General features: G+C 50.9%; 12 protein-coding genes. 2 read left to right on the forward strand and 10 right to left on the reverse strand.

Features of this window, described 5'->3' with window-relative positions:
* Positions 1 to 403 precede the first annotated feature (403 nt).
* The gene (locus SPE70_RS19580; protein ID WP_064144472.1) at positions 404 to 1,678 is read right to left on the reverse strand and encodes a type II toxin-antitoxin system HipA family toxin; all 1,275 of its coding nucleotides are present in this window, start codon (positions 1,676 to 1,678) and stop codon (positions 404 to 406) included.
* 13 nt (positions 1,679 to 1,691) lie between these two features.
* On the reverse strand, positions 1,692 to 2,243 hold the full coding sequence (locus SPE70_RS19585; protein WP_127097544.1) for a helix-turn-helix domain-containing protein: 552 nt from the start codon (positions 2,241 to 2,243) through the stop codon (positions 1,692 to 1,694).
* A gap of 329 nt (positions 2,244 to 2,572) precedes the next feature.
* On the opposite strand from SPE70_RS19585, the gene SPE70_RS19590 reads away from it, so the two are divergent.
* Entirely contained in the window at positions 2,573 to 3,745 is a 1,173-nt protein-coding gene (locus SPE70_RS19590; RefSeq protein ID WP_109849095.1) for a hypothetical protein, read from the forward strand.
* A 77-nt stretch (positions 3,746 to 3,822) separates the two neighbouring features.
* Here the strand turns inward: SPE70_RS19590 and SPE70_RS19595 are convergent, their stop codons facing one another.
* From SPE70_RS19595 to guaB, 6 genes are all read right to left on the reverse strand, one after another.
* Positions 3,823 to 3,993: a hypothetical protein gene (locus SPE70_RS19595; protein WP_153682606.1), complete on the reverse strand. Its 171-nt coding sequence runs from the start codon at positions 3,991 to 3,993 to the stop codon at positions 3,823 to 3,825.
* Between the two features lie 380 nt (positions 3,994 to 4,373).
* Positions 4,374 to 5,450 (reverse strand): RES family NAD+ phosphorylase, encoded by a 1,077-nt coding sequence (locus SPE70_RS19600; protein ID WP_044172447.1) that lies wholly within the window; start codon positions 5,448 to 5,450, stop codon positions 4,374 to 4,376.
* Between the two features lie 224 nt (positions 5,451 to 5,674).
* Entirely contained in the window at positions 5,675 to 7,513 is a 1,839-nt protein-coding gene (locus SPE70_RS19605) for a UvrD-helicase domain-containing protein (protein WP_136047279.1), read from the reverse strand.
* Position 7,514: 1 nt separating this feature from the next.
* On the reverse strand, positions 7,515 to 9,620 hold the full coding sequence (locus SPE70_RS19610) for an ATP-dependent nuclease (protein ID WP_109849096.1): 2,106 nt from the start codon (positions 9,618 to 9,620) through the stop codon (positions 7,515 to 7,517).
* 247 nt (positions 9,621 to 9,867) lie between these two features.
* Positions 9,868 to 11,445, reverse strand: coding sequence for a glutamine-hydrolyzing GMP synthase (gene guaA, locus SPE70_RS19615; protein WP_008803811.1), 1,578 nt, complete (start codon positions 11,443 to 11,445; stop codon positions 9,868 to 9,870).
* A 67-nt stretch (positions 11,446 to 11,512) separates the two neighbouring features.
* Positions 11,513 to 12,979 carry an IMP dehydrogenase gene (gene guaB, locus SPE70_RS19620; RefSeq protein WP_004151980.1) on the reverse strand — a complete coding sequence of 489 codons (1,467 nt, stop codon included), beginning with the start codon at positions 12,977 to 12,979 and terminating at the stop codon, positions 11,513 to 11,515.
* Positions 12,980 to 13,137: 158 nt separating this feature from the next.
* Between guaB and xseA the strand changes: the two genes are divergently transcribed.
* On the forward strand, positions 13,138 to 14,529 hold the full coding sequence (gene xseA / locus SPE70_RS19625) for an exodeoxyribonuclease VII large subunit (RefSeq protein WP_023340611.1): 1,392 nt from the start codon (positions 13,138 to 13,140) through the stop codon (positions 14,527 to 14,529).
* On the opposite strand, the gene SPE70_RS19630 is transcribed toward xseA, so the two are convergent.
* Together SPE70_RS19630 and SPE70_RS19635 are read right to left on the reverse strand one after the other, a co-directional pair.
* Complete coding sequence (locus SPE70_RS19630; RefSeq protein ID WP_004201901.1) at positions 14,513 to 14,731, reverse strand: zinc ribbon domain-containing protein; 219 nt, start codon at positions 14,729 to 14,731, stop codon at positions 14,513 to 14,515. The genes xseA and SPE70_RS19630 overlap by 17 nt on opposite strands.
* 49 nt (positions 14,732 to 14,780) lie before the next feature.
* On the reverse strand, positions 14,781 to 15,860 hold the full coding sequence (locus SPE70_RS19635; RefSeq protein WP_047666847.1) for a Gfo/Idh/MocA family oxidoreductase: 1,080 nt from the start codon (positions 15,858 to 15,860) through the stop codon (positions 14,781 to 14,783).
* Positions 15,861 to 15,915: the final 55 nt, after the last annotated feature.

Consider the following 15,915-nt stretch of genomic DNA (forward strand, 5'->3'; position numbering starts at 1 on the left):
TCTAAAGAAAAAAACCCTCTGTAAAAACAGAGGGTTTTGTTTCATTCAGCTAACGCCGGGGATCATTCCCACTCAATTATATTCAACACAAAAAAGTTATTTTAAATCAGATAAATATAGGGATTTAATATCATCATACCATAACTTATACCATATTTTGATAGTTGTTTCTGATTATTGGTGTCAGCAGAGACGTTACAAGTAGTTAGTCGTTGCAGTCTGTCTCATTCGACGCAAAATTTTGCGGCCATTAAGCTCAATGCAGGCAAACACACCTCTACTACACATGATATATGATCTGTCGTGAGTCATAAAAAGCGGCTGTAGATCCTTGATGTAGAAACTGCAATCTAACGATAGCCGGATAGTGCCGAAACTGAATATAGCTGCAGAAATTCGGTCATTATAGACTCAATGCTTCCTTCACCTGCGGGCTTTCAAAGGCTGGTGCAAGCGCCTTGATGTCTTTCGACGTCATTCCCAACTCGTAGGCAAGAGGGCGCCATTTATCTATAATAATTTCCGCCATTACCCTGAGAGCCTCGCGAGCTTCATCTGTGTTGATGTTGAAGAGCTGCGCCGCGTCCAACACCTCCAAAATTTTGAGTTCGTTTCCATGGATCTCGCTTATCGCGGTCTTTAGGGTGCCACCAATTGACGGGTCGGGATTAATATCATAGGCGGGAGAAAGAGCCCAGCGATTGGCCGTTCGTATGAAACCGTGATTACGCAGATGGTCGTCTGTATTCTGAATCAGCACAGAATAAGCCATTCGTGTCCAAAGTTCGACCAAATCATCACCTGCACCATGTATAAGCATCTGCTCTGCTAGAGAGACATAGTTTGATGGCTCAGTCCCCGCTAAGCCCATAAAAGTCTGAGCCGTGATAAAATGAATACGACGAGGGTTTTTAGGATCTTCATAAGACCGATCAAAACGCTTAATTAAGGCCACAGGAAATTGGCCAGCTACGACAAGTAGCTTGGCTTCAGAAACCGTCATTCCTATTTCCCCTGCGAGACGAAGCGTAAGTACTTCTGCACGAGCCATATCGTATTCATCGCCCATCTTAGGCAACTTCGCTATCCAGATAGTCTGGTCATCTTCACGAACATTTACTTTTGGTCGCGCTCCACCTAACGAACCTGCAGCATCAAGCAGTATTTGTCCGGCAAGCAACTTTGCACGGTTTTCACGATAATGAGCCGGATCTGCTTCTAAAGCGCGAGCCTCATGAATCATAGTCTCAAGTTCAATGAGCCGTGGTATGGAATAGGCTCTTTCTCCAATCCGAGGTTGAGCTAGAGGAAGCGCATCTGGCGTATCGCTCTCATAAAAGCGAAGTGCCCCCGAACGTAAGAAATCATCGACCCCAATTAGGTACTCGAAATCATTCATTACACGACCGCCATTCGCTGCACGCATAATAGCGCGCCCCCAGGAATCAGGGGTGCTATCGGCGATCGGCATCACAAGGGGAGATGAATTTCCTTGTAGGCTGGCCGACGCGACTATCTGGCTGCGCGGCATGAAAGGAGAGAGGTCATAGCCCTCAGGATTATCGATCCAATTCTGCGCATAGGTGAACACGGAGCTCTGTCGCATTCCGTCTACATTGAAATCCAACTGTCCGACCAGATCTTGATCATCCATCCAGACATAAAGTCTTTGCTTCATATAAATTCTCTAATTACGAGCCCGAAGAGTCTCGCGTAGCTTTTAAGCGAGAGAGCAGCGATGATGTATGTCCTGACGGGCTGACTACTAACGTCCCCTGATTGCCCTGTGCCTTTGCTTCAACACCAGATTTTGTCGATTTGTTAACAGTCGCTGTACCTACCGCTCGTTGCATCGTCTTGGCCCTGGACCGGATCACAACATTCGTCTTAGTATCTTTACGGAGCGGCTTTGCACCTTGCATAACATTTTCACGTAGCATAGACAGTCCGATGTCATCATTGCGCATGTCGATCAAATTACTCAAGAGGTCAAGTTTTCCAAGAATGGTGAGCACCATCGCAAGCGTGTTGAGTGAAATACCGGCACCACCACCACTCTCAAGTCTATGCAAAGTAGAGCGCGAAATTCCTGCGGATTTTGCAAACGTATCAGCAGGGATTCCTCTTACTCTACGTGCGAATTCGATGTCTTTGCCCAATTTGACCAAAGCTGCTTCGGTTGAAGGGCGTACAACCGAGCCTTTTGTCCGACGAAGCTTACTCATGTTTTTTTCTTCCGGCATACTAACCTCACTCAGTTGCGTCTCATCTGTGATACAAATAACTATAACATCGAATGAGTAACCCTTGCAAAATAGGGCTAATCTGCTTTTCATCCGTCTCACTTGTGAGTCTGTGGCCATCATACTGCCGTACCAAACTGAAAACATTCATGAATATGTCGAGTCAAATTCTAGTCGAGAGAAACTCATTGTGAGTAATTGTTATATCAACCCCGTAGGGGTATACTATCCTGTTGAATCGATGAGGTTTAAACGTATCTGTGATGCAGCAACAAACTGCTCCAGTTACTATTCCACTTTTAGCGATAAAGTTTGAGGACTAAACCCTAGTGAGAATTCGTTACTTCGTCCCATTCAAACGCAAAATCATCATTGATGATCATTGGGAAATCCCAATGCAAGGCGGGAAGCTCCGCATCATTGAAGAGAGTGGTTACGCCAAAGCTATTGAACTTACTTTCGAAAAGCAGCCTCTGGAATATGCACCGAGCTTTCAGAAACGAGCCACTTATGAGGCTATGACAACGATAACCGGGCACGATGAACTTATAGCATTCGTGAAACGTCAACTCGATAACGCAGCCATATTTCTCGAATGTTTTCATGACATTGAACTCATGACAGAGGAAATTGAGGCCAAATATGAAGGAGAAACCCCGGAAGAAGAAACGCGACTATCCATAAAGAGTATATCAATGGGCAGACATGATTCTGCATTGCCTCTCAGTTTCGATATGTTTACGCGGGCGCTTATGGCTGCTGAGAAATATGATGGGCCGAGATTTGAAGTTGCCTTTGTAAAAAGCGCTCGCAAAATGCTTGAAAATCAGGAATTCATAAATTCCTTCCGCTACTCATTCCTGTTGATCGAGTCACTGTATGGGAATGGTCAATTTAAAACACCAAGCTTGCAAGGTGCGCTAAAATCAAACCAAGAATTTCGTAATATTGTTGAGCTTGCCATCAAAGATATGATTCCAGCAAAGAATGATCGGAATTCGGATACGGCAAAGCTCATTTCGACGAAACCAAATGCAGATGACATTATTAATCATTTAGTCGAAAAGCGAGGTTTCTATTTTCACGGAAACATCAAACGGAAGGACGCCTGGAACCCCGATGAACAAGACTCTGCAGAATCTCTGGCGCTTCTCGCAATAGGTATTATCACAAAAATTACTATGAAGGCGGCGGAGCCAATGTTCGTTGCAGAACTAGAGAAACGCCACTTTGAAGACGCAATGCAAGTAGGAGCCAAAATCGTGTTTGAAATAAAATTCAGATTCCGTGAACCCGAAGAAAATTTCGATAGGCAACATCAAGTCAACATAACTATGCCAGGAACCAAAGTCACCCCTCGTACAGCTTTCGCTGTCGCTCAGCATTTTCTACATGTATTCCAGCATAATCAGCCTATATCGGCTTTATGTGAAGCTGAATGCAAAATACAGGAAACCGGGGAAAAGGTATTTAACCTCACATTTCATTGCAAAGAAGAGTGAACTGAAAAGTCTGCGCTAAAAATATAACCACGGAAGCTATAAATAACATTATATCAAAAAACTACACAAATTTTTCTTCAGAAAATGACATCAGTTTTTTCCGCATCGCTTGCATTCAACCTGCCAAAAAATGCCATTAATGATGAATTAACCATTAATGGCATGATTTTATCAAAAATCAGGTTGTTATAAAAAACCTCATTCCCAACTGACCAAGAAAGCCATTGCAAAACAATAAGTTTATACATAGAGTGATCTTGCTACCATGAAAAATGCCATGCACAATAAAAACGTTCAAGAAGTCGGATTAGCCTCTCTAATGGCAATGGTTGCCGATAGCTGCCTCTCCAGGATGACCAACTAATCCGCATTACCATCACGAACAACCTCAGATAGAAGCTCCGTCGCATAAGACGACTCGGCCTGAAAAAGCCTTTCCCTGACTAGAGTCTTTAACTAATCTCCCATAGTTGTAGATGTCCTCAAACCTCAAGAATAACCTGCTAAGATCACTACAAGATCTTCTAATTCTGGCCGATACTGCCTGTCACGGCTGACATTAACTGGCCATAGCCGGACAGGCATCCCATCAGATAAACCTGCCCTTTCTTCTCCTCATCCAAAAAACTCAATACTCAACTGGCCCAAAATGCCCACGATAGCCAACTTGGGTGAGAATAAGACGATTGATGCACTCGACACTGACCAAGCCGCTTTCCACCGGCCTACCAAATAGGGCGATATTGCGAATGGTAGTTGCCTCCACATATTGCTCCCTCTGCGGATGGAAACGACGAAGCGACAGGCCATAGGCCGTCTCGAAAGGATGGCAGCCAGTGCGGATAAGGCTAAAAAAGGACGGATAACTTATTCCGTCGAAACCAGCCTCTTTAGCGGCAAGAGCAATGTCTCGGGCGATTTCATATGAGTGAGACCGGGCAAGAAAGAGCATATGTATTGCCATATCCAGACTTTCAAACTCGGTCTCTGTTTCTTCCAAAGAATGAGTCAAGTCCAATATCCGCAGATCCTGCTGATTCTTTAAGGTTGCGAAATAAAGCTCATCCTCCGTTGATGCCCTGCATTCATGAATACAAACATCGAGGTCTTGCGATCCGTACATCACAGAGAAGCCAGGAGAATCCAAACGCCCTCTACCTGCCAACCCCACAGGTGGGCTGTCATACTCGGAGGACTCAGCTGGTCGTTCAGGTTTAACGCGAAGACGGTAGAATTTGCTGCCCTTACTGAGCGTTGATTCGGGATATTCCCTCAGGATACGTTCGATGATCTGCGGACGTGTCGTCGGATCCTGAAGCCCCTTTAGCGGCTCGACTTCACCGACCATCCACAATCGAGGGCCGTAATGGAAAAATCCAATTTTAGCGACCTCCTCAATAAGCTTTACGTCATTCTTAAGCCACGTTGACGGGGCGATGTCACCTTGGCCATAATGGTGCTCATTGAACTGAATCACTGGCGCAGCGCCGTAGTCACAACGGACGGTGGTTCCGCTTACGAAAAAGCGCCACGCCAAATCTTTAATCTGGTCTCGGGTCAGCTTTTTCCCATCCGGGCTTTGGCAATTTGGGCATTCGCCTTGTTGTTCAAGGCCATGTTTTGCAGCGTCGATCCGCAGCCCTTCATCAGCGAAGCAATTTGAGCAGAGCAAAACCTGACTGGTTGGCTCGGTTATCTCAGACATAGAGGCTCCCTACATTTTTTACCGAACTTAATGATCAAATAAGCTTGAATAACCTAGACTCAAGATAACCGTTTGTGGCTGTAAGTTACCTGTCGGGAGGTATACAACAACAATGTATCTTTGCTCGAACGGCCATTTCCTGTCCCCCTAACACTGCAAATTATGAGCAAAGACTGGTCGCTGCCTTAGCACCCATTTAGTAAATCAAAAGGCAATAACAATCCTCAGGCCATAATTCGTATTTGATCAGGCGCCAATAATTTACTTTCAATTAGTTCAGCTTGAGCTCCCTCTGGATTAGCTGTGAAAAGTACTATACGTAGATCCTCCTCAGCACGGGAAAACGAGACATACACGAGCTTCTGAGTTACAGAGCGTTGCCGATCAGAGGGCTCCCCAGCAGTGAGAGGAGTAAGGGTTTTACTAAAGCTGTATTGGTTCCATGCTGCTTCGACATCATCATAAACGACCAATACCTTTGGATATTCCTCGCCCTTCACTCCATGTTGAGTGCTAAAGGCGGTATTGTTGTTAAGATATTCGAAATAGCGGGAGACTCCCCCTGTGGCCATTTTAAAAAATGAGTCTGCGAGCCAGTCTCCTTTTTCGAAACTGTGAAGCTCCTCATTGAAAGGCTCAGTACGTGGAGGACGATCAAGATGCTCACTCAATCTTTCTGAGGGCTGGATTATCTGCATCTCGACGCAAAAGTGAAGGATCGTTCCAATCGTTTCGGTATCCCACAAAGCATGCAACTGCTCAACCAAAGACCTCGAAGTCTCAATCATCACTTTCAGTGACTTTTCCGCATTTAATCCATTGCTCGCGAAAGCAGGACTATCTCTACGAAGTAGATGAATAATTTTTCGATCGTCACCTTGGCTTTGAGCTGTTATGAGAGGGCAAATCGTCGAAAGAAATGGTTTAAGAAGGAAATGCGTCCCTTCCTCAAAAGCATCTTGAGCCCTTGATGAGGCATAGTCTCCAGTGAAGAGGCGATTGAGATCAGCGAAGCCAAGTCGTCGCGCGATCATTTGACGTGCCAAGAAGAGCTTCATGACATCGTCGCGACCTTCCCAACCCCAGTTTTCGACTGCAGCATCCATACGAGCTAGCGCCCGCTCAATCTGTTCTTCTGAATAGCGCCTGCGTGGTTCTGTTGGCTCTTCTGCTTTAATTAGCAAAAATTCAACACTGCCTTCACATTCAGCATTTTCGCCAGCAGCATACTGCTCAACATCTCCACGATAAGCATTGAGAAGTCGGATAACGCTTTTAGAACAGCGAAAGTTTTCAGCTTTCTTGATGACTTTACCTTTGTCTGGTGGCGCAAAATCACCGGCACTTCGGTCATAAATCTGCTGCCAGGGGTCACCAAAATAGCCAATCATAGGAAGTTCATCACCCGCACAGACGAGATTGAGTCCTGAGACGATTCCCTCAAATGTGTCCTGTGCTTCGTCGACGAAGATGTAAGGGAAACGTAGGCCAATGATCCGTCTAAGTGTTTGATTATTTTTAAGTAAGTAGGTTGCAATTTCTATGACATCATCATGCCCAATCTGACCTTTTTCGTAATCACTAAAGCTAGTGTCAGAATAGTCAAAATGATTGACTGCTTCGAGAAGGGAAAGCTGTTCTGTCAGTCGTTCTATTTTTGCGCGGGCTTTAAGTGCCTTTTTGCTGTTACCGCCGTTATCATCTTCCCTAGCCTTGCCTATAAGATTTGGAATACGGCTTTCATATAACGCTTGACGAATATTTTCGTGGAAATGGCTAATCAAGCCCCACAGAAATCCATGAAGAGTCGAAACTAGGTACAACTCATCAAACCCCAATCTTTTCTTGATGACCTCAACCGCACGCTTGGTAAAGGTAATACAAGCAATGCGTTGACCATGCTTTCTAAGGATATTCCCTTCATTATCCCGGACCCTGCCAAGAGCATCTACCAGTGAACTAGTCTTGCCCGCGCCTGCGCCGGCTATCATCGCAAAACTACGATGGCCATCGATGCATGCACGGACTTGAATATCCGCTTCGCTTTCTATCCATGTCCTCATGCTATTCTCCCGCCGCGATAGAGGCTTCTGTATCCACCACAACTGGTAGCGGGGGTAATAGGCGCGACTCGAGCCATTTCAACCCTTCGGCAATATATCCAGGGACAATCCATTGCTCAGCGCAAGCCAAGATGTCCATAGCAAAATCAGTTTTTTTGAAATTATCCGACCGAACCATATCGTAAACATCTTGGTAAGCGTCGCTGAGAGACGCTCGGACAGTAATGCCAATAGATAAAGCACCAGATCGAAGGAGCCCAAAATTCTCATATACAATTGCTTCTTCCAACGTGCGCGGACGTAACATCTCGCTGGCATCATTTTCCTCGACCAAAACATCTGTCTGAAAAGCGATGCAACGATCCTTATCGTTGTGTTGCTTCTGCGCGCAAGTCAATGCGATCAGTTGGTCAATTGTTGTCAGCCCACAAAGTTTCTTTAGGGACGCGTTGGACGTTTTTGCTCCAGCAACATCCGCTCGACAGGCTTTGGGATAACCGGTAGGTGAAACTGAATCAATGTCTGTGATAACAAGATAGGGAATATGAAGGAAGCTAAGCAAACCCTCGAAACGGTGAGCATACGCTCCCCCTACCTCCAAAACTGTGAGATACACAGTCCGTAATCGCTCTGCAGCACGCTCAATCATGGTCGGCATTAACAACTTCTCAACAGCGCCTTCAACAAGGATGCCAGCATCGGCGAAAAATAGGTCACAGTGTGTTAGACGTAAATAGCGTTTAAGGAAGGCTAGCGATTCTGATGGTGGGATAACCTTACCATCAATTGTCTCCACATTCGGCTGGAAAGCGCGGAGGCTTCGAACCATTGACGCATTGCGAATGCCAGCAGCTTCTGTTTCACCCTCACAATGGCAGCGCTGGAAATAGCGAACTTTCTCAAAATCCACAGCCTCCATGATATGCGAGGAATGCGTGGTTATAACAAGTTGCGGTACGAGATTCGGTTCTCCAGCCACCTCAGCGGATTGATTTATTACTTGCCAAATGTTAGATATAAAAGTTTGTTGTACCTGAGCATGGAGATGAACTTCAGGTTCTTCAATGAAAATCATCAGGCACAGAGGTCTGTTCTCGGTGGTCATTACCCATTGAGAATGGAAGTGACGCGCCTGAATGGCCATATAAATTAGATTTTTGAATCCAAGCCCGTTATAGAGCTCAGGTAGTTCATGCTTCCGGCTAGGGTCAATATAAAGCAGTTCGGTATTCCCCCGAAGAGCAGTCTCGGGGCTAAGCGATGATATAATCTGCAATTCGCGATCATTAATTGACGGCACACCAAGGCGCTTGATGAGATTGATCAGTGGGGCAAATTGCTTTGCATAGTGATCAGTCAGCTGTTTGTTATTCGCATCGATTACGCTGTGAGCATCAGCGGCATGGTCAACCTGCTCAAGGTTCTTTTGGTAGAAGGTAGCAAATGCCGAAGAGAGCCTATTACTGCGACTGCTGTTGTCATCGTTAATGTTGCGCTGCGCGTCCACGAACTCAACACGAATGAGCTGCTTAAGAAGACGTTTGCCTTCGTCAGGATCAAGATAACTCGACAAGATCTCAGACGGTGCTCCCTCCTGAATCTTCTCGTCTAGTGAGTAGTAACAAACCGTAAAATGTCGGCCACGATTTCCGTCGATAGATAGATATTGCGAAAGCGACTTAGAGCGCGTTCCATCTTCCTTGGGAGGATAGGCAGCGTTGTAATTCTCGTATAACTTCCTTACTTCAGAGACCTCATACGACAGCCTAATCCCTACACTCGTGAAATCCGAAAGATTTGGCAATAATGTGAAAACTCTACCAAAACCGATGCTTTCGGGATCGATAGTGAACCAAAGGTCAAGACTAATTTTGGGGAGGAGCGTCTCATCTCCGGTCAATCCAAATGTGTCTAAATCTGCTATCCGGGCGACAGAAAAGTCGTAGATCTTGAAATCTCGTCCCCCCAGAAAGCAACGAAAAACCGCAGTGGCAGAAGTTTTGCCACTGTTGTTGGGACCAACAAAAATGGACTCCTTCTCTTCAATGTCAATCTGCACATTTTCCAATCGACGGAAGTTCCGAATCGCTACACGACTTACTTTCATTTAATCCCTCCTTGACACTTCAAGATAGCAATCCGAAAACTGATGCTACTCGCTTCGTTTATTTTGAGGACATTTTTTACATTTTTTCCAGCCCTTGCTGAGAAGTTTGTTCCAGAAATGACTTTGAACAAATATCCTTGCTAACAGCTGCCAGAAAGTGCCAGACATAAAAACAAAAAAGCCCGCAGTTACGCGGGCTTAGAGGTACTTTACTGCTTTTACGTGCAGGCTGTTGCCAGACGCGAAATCATTCCCACTCAATCGTTGCTGGCGGCTTACCGCTGATGTCATACACCACGCGGGAGATACCGTTCACTTCATTGATAATGCGGTTAGAGACGCGGCCGAGGAAATCATACGGCAGGTGCGCCCAGTGCGCGGTCATAAAGTCGATGGTTTCCACCGCACGCAGGGAAACGACCCAGTCGTATTTACGGCCATCGCCCATTACGCCGACGGAACGAACCGGCAGGAACACGGTAAACGCCTGACTCACTTTGTTGTACAGGTCAGCTTTGTGCAGCTCTTCGATGAAGATAGCGTCCGCACGACGCAGCAGGTCGCAGTACTCTTTCTTCACTTCGCCCAGCACGCGCACGCCGAGGCCCGGGCCCGGGAACGGGTGACGGTAGAGCATATCGTACGGCAGGCCCAGTTCCAGACCGATCTTACGCACTTCGTCTTTGAACAGCTCACGCAGCGGCTCAACCAGCCCCATCTTCATCTCTTTCGGCAGGCCGCCCACGTTGTGGTGAGATTTGATGACGTGCGCTTTACCGGTAGCGGAAGCGGCAGATTCGATAACGTCAGGGTAGATGGTACCCTGCGCCAGCCATTTGACGTCGTCCAGCTTCAGCGCTTCTTCGTCGAACACTTCCACGAAGACGCGGCCGATGATTTTACGTTTCGCTTCCGGATCGTTCTCGCCTTTCAGCGCGTCGAGGAAGCGCTGCTCGCCTTCAACGTGAACAATGTTCAGGCCAAAGTGGTCGCCAAACATGTCCATCACCTGCTGCGCTTCATTCAGACGCAGGAGGCCGTTATCCACGAATACGCAGGTCAGGTTTTTGCCGATGGCGCGGTGCAGCAACATCGCGGTCACCGAAGAGTCCACGCCGCCGGAGAGGCCAAGGATCACTTTGTCATCGCCAACCTGCTGGCGGATACGCTCGACGGCGTCGTCGATGATTTTCGCCGGGGTCCACAGCGCTTCGCACTGGCAGATATCGCGCACGAAGCGCTCCAGCATACGCATCCCCTGACGGGTGTGAGTCACTTCCGGGTGGAACTGCACGCCGTAGAAGCGTTTTTCTTCGTTGGCCATAATGGCAAACGGGCAGTTGTCGGTGCTGGCGACGGTGACGAAGTCAGACGGGATGGCGGTGACTTTGTCGCCGTGGCTCATCCACACGTCCAGCAACGGTTTGCCGTCCGCGGTCAGGGAGTCTTCGATACCGCGCACCAGCGCGCTGTCGTTAACCACTTCAACCTGCGCGTAGCCAAACTCACGCTCGTTAGAACCTTCCACATGGCCGCCCAGCTGCATCGCCATGGTCTGCATGCCGTAGCAGACGCCAAATACCGGCACGCCGGCTTCAAACACATACTGCGGCGCGCGCGGGCTGTTCTCTTCGGTAGTACTTTCCGGGCCGCCGGAAAGAATGATGCCGCTTGGATTGAATTCGCGGATCTGTGCTTCTGTGACATCCCACGCCCACAGCTCACAGTAGACGCCCAGCTCACGCACGCGACGCGCCACCAGCTGAGTATACTGAGAGCCGAAGTCGAGGATGAGAATGCGATGTTTATGAATGTTTTCCGTCATTGACGCTAATTCCGAGGCAAGTGAAACAGAGTAAATAAATCGCCCGACGCTAGGTCGGGCGAAGAAATCAGGAGCCCAGACGGTAGTTCGGGGACTCTTTGGTGATGGTCACGTCGTGAACGTGGCTTTCCTGAATGCCCGCACCGCTGATGCGTACGAATTCAGCTTTGGTACGCAGCAGGTCAATGGTACCACAGCCGGTCAGACCCATACAGGAACGCAAACCGCCCATCTGCTGGTGAATAATCTCTTTCAGGCGACCTTTATAGGCCACGCGGCCTTCGATACCTTCCGGCACCAGTTTGTCAGCAGCGTTATCGCTCTGGAAGTAGCGGTCAGAGGAGCCTTTAGACATCGCGCCAAGAGAGCCCATGCCGCGGTAGGATTTGTAAGAGCGGCCCTGGTAGAGTTCGATTTCACCCGGGGATTCTTCGGTACCCGCCAGCATAGAGCCGACCATCACCGCGGCCGCGCCGGCAGCGATGGCTTTGGCGATATCGCCGGAGAAACGGATACCGCCGTCAGCGATAACCGGAATACCGGTCCCTTCCAGTGCTTCCACCGCGTCGGAAACGGCGGTGATCTGCGGCACGCCCACACCGGTGACGATACGGGTCGTACAGATGGAGCCCGGGCCGATACCCACTTTCACCGCGCTGCAACCGGCTTCCGCCAGCGCGCGCGCGCCTGCACCGGTGGCCACGTTGCCGCCGATGATCTGCAGGTCCGGGTATTTCGCGCGGGTTTCACGAATGCGCTGCAGGACGCCTTCAGAATGACCGTGCGAGGAGTCGATCAGCAGAACGTCAACGCCCGCGGCGACCAGCGCGTCAACGCGCTCTTCGTTGCCGGCACCGGCGCCGACCGCCGCGCCTACGCGCAGACGGCCCTGCTCATCTTTACAGGCATTCGGTTTACGTTCTGCTTTCTGGAAATCTTTAACGGTGATCATGCCGCGCAGGTGGAAGCTCTCATCCACGACCAGCGCCTTCTCAACGCGTTTTTCATGCATCTTAGCGAAGACCACCTCGCGGCTTTCGCCTTCACGTACGGTAACCAGACGCTCTTTCGGGGTCATATAGACGCTGACCGGCTGGTTCAAATCGGTGACGAAACGCACGTCGCGGCCAGTGATGATACCGACCAGCTCGTTCTCTTCGGTCACCACCGGGTAGCCGGCGAAGCCGTTACGCTCGGTCAGCTCTTTCACTTCACGCAGGGTGGTGGTTGGCAGAACGGTCTGCGGGTCGGTGACCACGCCGGACTCATGTTTCTTCACGCGACGAACTTCTTCCGCCTGGCGCTCGATGGACATGTTTTTGTGAATAAAGCCGATGCCGCCTTCCTGTGCCAGGGCAATAGCCAGACGCGCTTCCGTTACGGTATCCATGGCTGCGGAGAGCATAGGAATATTCAGACGAATGGTTTTCGTCAGCTGAGTGCTGAGATCGGCAGTATTCGGCAGAACGGTAGAATGAGCGGGAACGAGGAGGACGTCGTCAAACGTCAGGGCTTCTTTAGCGATACGTAGCATGGGCAATATCTCGACCAGGGTGGATAAATATTGCCGTGGCATTATACAGAGCGTAACCGATTGCATCTACCCTTTTTTGCAAATAATACTTGCCATCCCCTCTGAGCGCGTTACTATCGACTGAATAACCTGCTGATTTAAAGTTTGATCTTGCTCACATGTTACCCTCTCAATCCCCCGCAATTTTTACCGTAAGCCGCCTCAATCAGACGGTGCGTCTGCTGCTTGAGCGCGAAATGGGCCAGGTTTGGATCAGCGGCGAGATCTCTAACTTCAGCCAGCCTTCTTCCGGCCACTGGTACTTCACCTTAAAAGACGATAACGCCCAGGTGCGCTGCGCGATGTTCCGCAACAGCAACCGCCGGGTGACGTTTCGCCCACAGCACGGGCAGCAGGTGCTGGTTCGCGCCAACATCACCCTGTATGAGCCGCGCGGCGACTACCAGATTATCGTCGAAAGCATGCAACCCGCCGGCGAAGGGTTATTACAGCAGAAGTATGAGCAGCTCAAAGCACAGTTAACGGCGGAAGGACTGTTCGAGCAAAAACATAAGCAGGCGCTCCCCTCACCCGCCCACTGCGTCGGCGTCATCACCTCGAAAACCGGTGCGGCGCTGCACGATATTCTCCATGTTCTCAGGCGCCGCGATCCCGGGCTGCCGGTGATCATCTACCCAACCGCGGTCCAGGGTGACGACGCCCCCGGGCAGATTGTGCGCGCCATCGCGCTGGCCAACGCGCGCCAGGAGTGTGATGTGCTGATTGTCGGGCGCGGCGGCGGTTCGCTGGAGGATCTGTGGAGTTTTAACGATGAGCGGGTGGCGCGGGCTATTTTCGCCAGCCAGATCCCTATCGTCAGCGCCGTCGGCCATGAAACCGACGTCACGATCGCCGATTTTGTTGCCGACCTGCGAGCACCGACTCCCTCAGCCGCCGCGGAGATCGTCAGCCGCAATCAGCAGGAGCTGCTGCGCCAGCTGCAGTCCGGACAGCAGCGTCTGGAGATGGCGATGGACTATTTCCTCGCCAGTCGCCAGCGCCGTTTTACCCAGCTGTTCCATCGCCTGCAGCAACAGCATCCGCAGCTGCGCTTGGCCCGCCAGCAGACCGCCCTGGAACGCCTGCGCCAGCGGATGCGCATCGCCGTGGAATCGCAGCTTAAGCGCGCCGAACAGCGGCAAAAGCGCACCGTTCAACGTCTGGATCACTACAACCCGCAGCCACGGATCCACCGGGCGCAATCGCGGATCCAGCAGCTGGAATACCGGCTGGCGGAAAATATGCGTGGCCGCCTCAGCGAGCGGCGTGAACGGTTTGGCAACGCGGTGACCCATCTGGAGGCGGTGAGTCCCTTAGCCACTCTGGCGCGCGGCTACAGCGTCACCTCGGTGAGCGACGGTACGGTGCTGAAACAGACAAAACAGGTCAAAACCGGCGATCTGCTCACCACCCGCCTGAAAGACGGCTGGGTCGAAAGCGAAGTGAAGCAGATCGCGCCGGTAAAAAAAACGCGAGCCAGAAAGCCTTCGCCCACTAAACCAGCGGAATAAATTCCACCCGTTTTTTCGAGATCAGGCCATGCCCATGCTGGCAAAAGTAATCCACCGCGCCGCACGCCTTGAGCACCTCCAGCGGCTGGTGGCATTCCGGGCAGCGGGCCTCGAGGGCAAATACCCTTTCGCACTGGGCGCAATGCGCGCTGCTGCCTTTGACATCTAACGGCGCGTGGCACAGAGGGCAATCAAGTTCCATAACCATTCCTTTCAACGTTTATCTGCACCTATTTTATCATGTTCCGGGTTTAATGAGGGCCGCGTAATTGCTGCTGTAGCCGGAGCAGCCATTCCACTTCCTCAAGCCGACGTCGCGTCAACCCGGCCACGCTGTCGGGCGCCCGGATAAACAGATTATCCGCGCCGAGGATCTGCTCATCGAGGCAGTGCGAATAGATCGTCCCGGGGCGGGTCCAGCGCTGGATCCGCTCGCCGTCGTGCAGCGTCACCATTTCGCCCTCAGGGGAGCGGTCGAGGATGAGGATTCGCCCGTCCCGCAGCCCTATCCGCATTCCCTTTTGCCCGCCTGCGGGGCCCGCGTATTTGTTTAGCCAGATATTGAGCGGGATAGTGCCCAGGGTTCCCTGCAGATGCGCCTCCCCCTCTGCGGTGACCGTATCCCCAGGGGCGATGCCATGGCCGAGGCGGTCTTTCGCCACCCGAAGGGAAAGGCTCAGCGCCGTATCGCTTCCGCTGGCGTGCAGGGTTTCGCGGAGCATCGCCAGGACATGGGTGCCGATATCAAGGATCACCCCATCAGGGTGACGCAGCTGCCGGGTATCCAGCTCCCCGGTGGCAAAATTGAGCGCGACCGGCTCTCCGGCAGCGTTAAAGCCGCTTGGCTCCTGTAAATAGCCTTCGAGCCAGACGATATCCTGCGCTGACAGGTGCGGCGGCGGCTGGCGGCTGGCCTCCCCTTCCGCCCGCCACCGTGGGCCAGGAGCGTTCAGCGCAACGCCTCGCGCCATCCAGTGGTCAAGAGCCAGCACCCGCGCGGCCTGCTCAGGCGGCGCCAGCAGCGCCCGCAGCCGGGCGGCCTGCTCAAGGTTGGCCACGATCGGCTTTTCCACCACGATGCGGGAAATGCCGCTGGCTAACGCTCTCTCCAGCACGGGCAGATGCTGAAGTGATGAGGTGGTAATGAAGAGCGTATCCAGAGGTTCGGCCAGCAGTGCCGACAGCGAACTACAGCGCTGGATCCCCGGCAGCGCTCTGCTGCAGTCCAGGTCATAGCCCTGGCAGCGGTCGATGATGTTTCCCAGGCGACGCAGCGCCGGTAAATAGGCGGTTTCCACCACCGCGCCGAGGCCGATAAAACCAATCTGCATAGTAAGTCCACCTTTGAGCCGCTCTGTTCCCCGCGAAGTATCGCGGGATTATGGC

The organism is Klebsiella sp. ZJOU C1 (assembly GCF_035620215.1).
Taxonomy (GTDB): Bacteria; Pseudomonadota; Gammaproteobacteria; order Enterobacterales; family Enterobacteriaceae; genus Klebsiella; species Klebsiella variicola.

Excerpts from the sequence above, each read along its gene's own strand:
- SPE70_RS19580 (WP_064144472.1), bottom strand. The coding sequence starts at position 1,678 with ATGAAGCAAAGACTTTATGTCTGGATGGATGATCAAGATCTGGTCGGA.
- SPE70_RS19585 (WP_127097544.1), bottom strand. The coding sequence starts at position 2,243 with ATGCCGGAAGAAAAAAACATGAGTAAGCTTCGTCGGACAAAAGGCTCG.
- SPE70_RS19595 (WP_153682606.1), bottom strand. The coding sequence starts at position 3,993 with ATGTATAAACTTATTGTTTTGCAATGGCTTTCTTGGTCAGTTGGGAAT.
- SPE70_RS19600 (WP_044172447.1), bottom strand. The coding sequence starts at position 5,450 with ATGTCTGAGATAACCGAGCCAACCAGTCAGGTTTTGCTCTGCTCAAAT.
- SPE70_RS19605 (WP_136047279.1), bottom strand. The coding sequence starts at position 7,513 with ATGAGGACATGGATAGAAAGCGAAGCGGATATTCAAGTCCGTGCATGC.
- SPE70_RS19610 (WP_109849096.1), bottom strand. The coding sequence starts at position 9,620 with ATGAAAGTAAGTCGTGTAGCGATTCGGAACTTCCGTCGATTGGAAAAT.
- guaA (WP_008803811.1), bottom strand. The coding sequence starts at position 11,445 with ATGACGGAAAACATTCATAAACATCGCATTCTCATCCTCGACTTCGGC.
- guaB (WP_004151980.1), bottom strand. The coding sequence starts at position 12,979 with ATGCTACGTATCGCTAAAGAAGCCCTGACGTTTGACGACGTCCTCCTC.
- xseA (WP_023340611.1), top strand. The coding sequence starts at position 13,138 with ATGTTACCCTCTCAATCCCCCGCAATTTTTACCGTAAGCCGCCTCAAT.
- SPE70_RS19630 (WP_004201901.1), bottom strand. The coding sequence starts at position 14,731 with ATGGAACTTGATTGCCCTCTGTGCCACGCGCCGTTAGATGTCAAAGGC.
- SPE70_RS19635 (WP_047666847.1), bottom strand. The coding sequence starts at position 15,860 with ATGCAGATTGGTTTTATCGGCCTCGGCGCGGTGGTGGAAACCGCCTAT.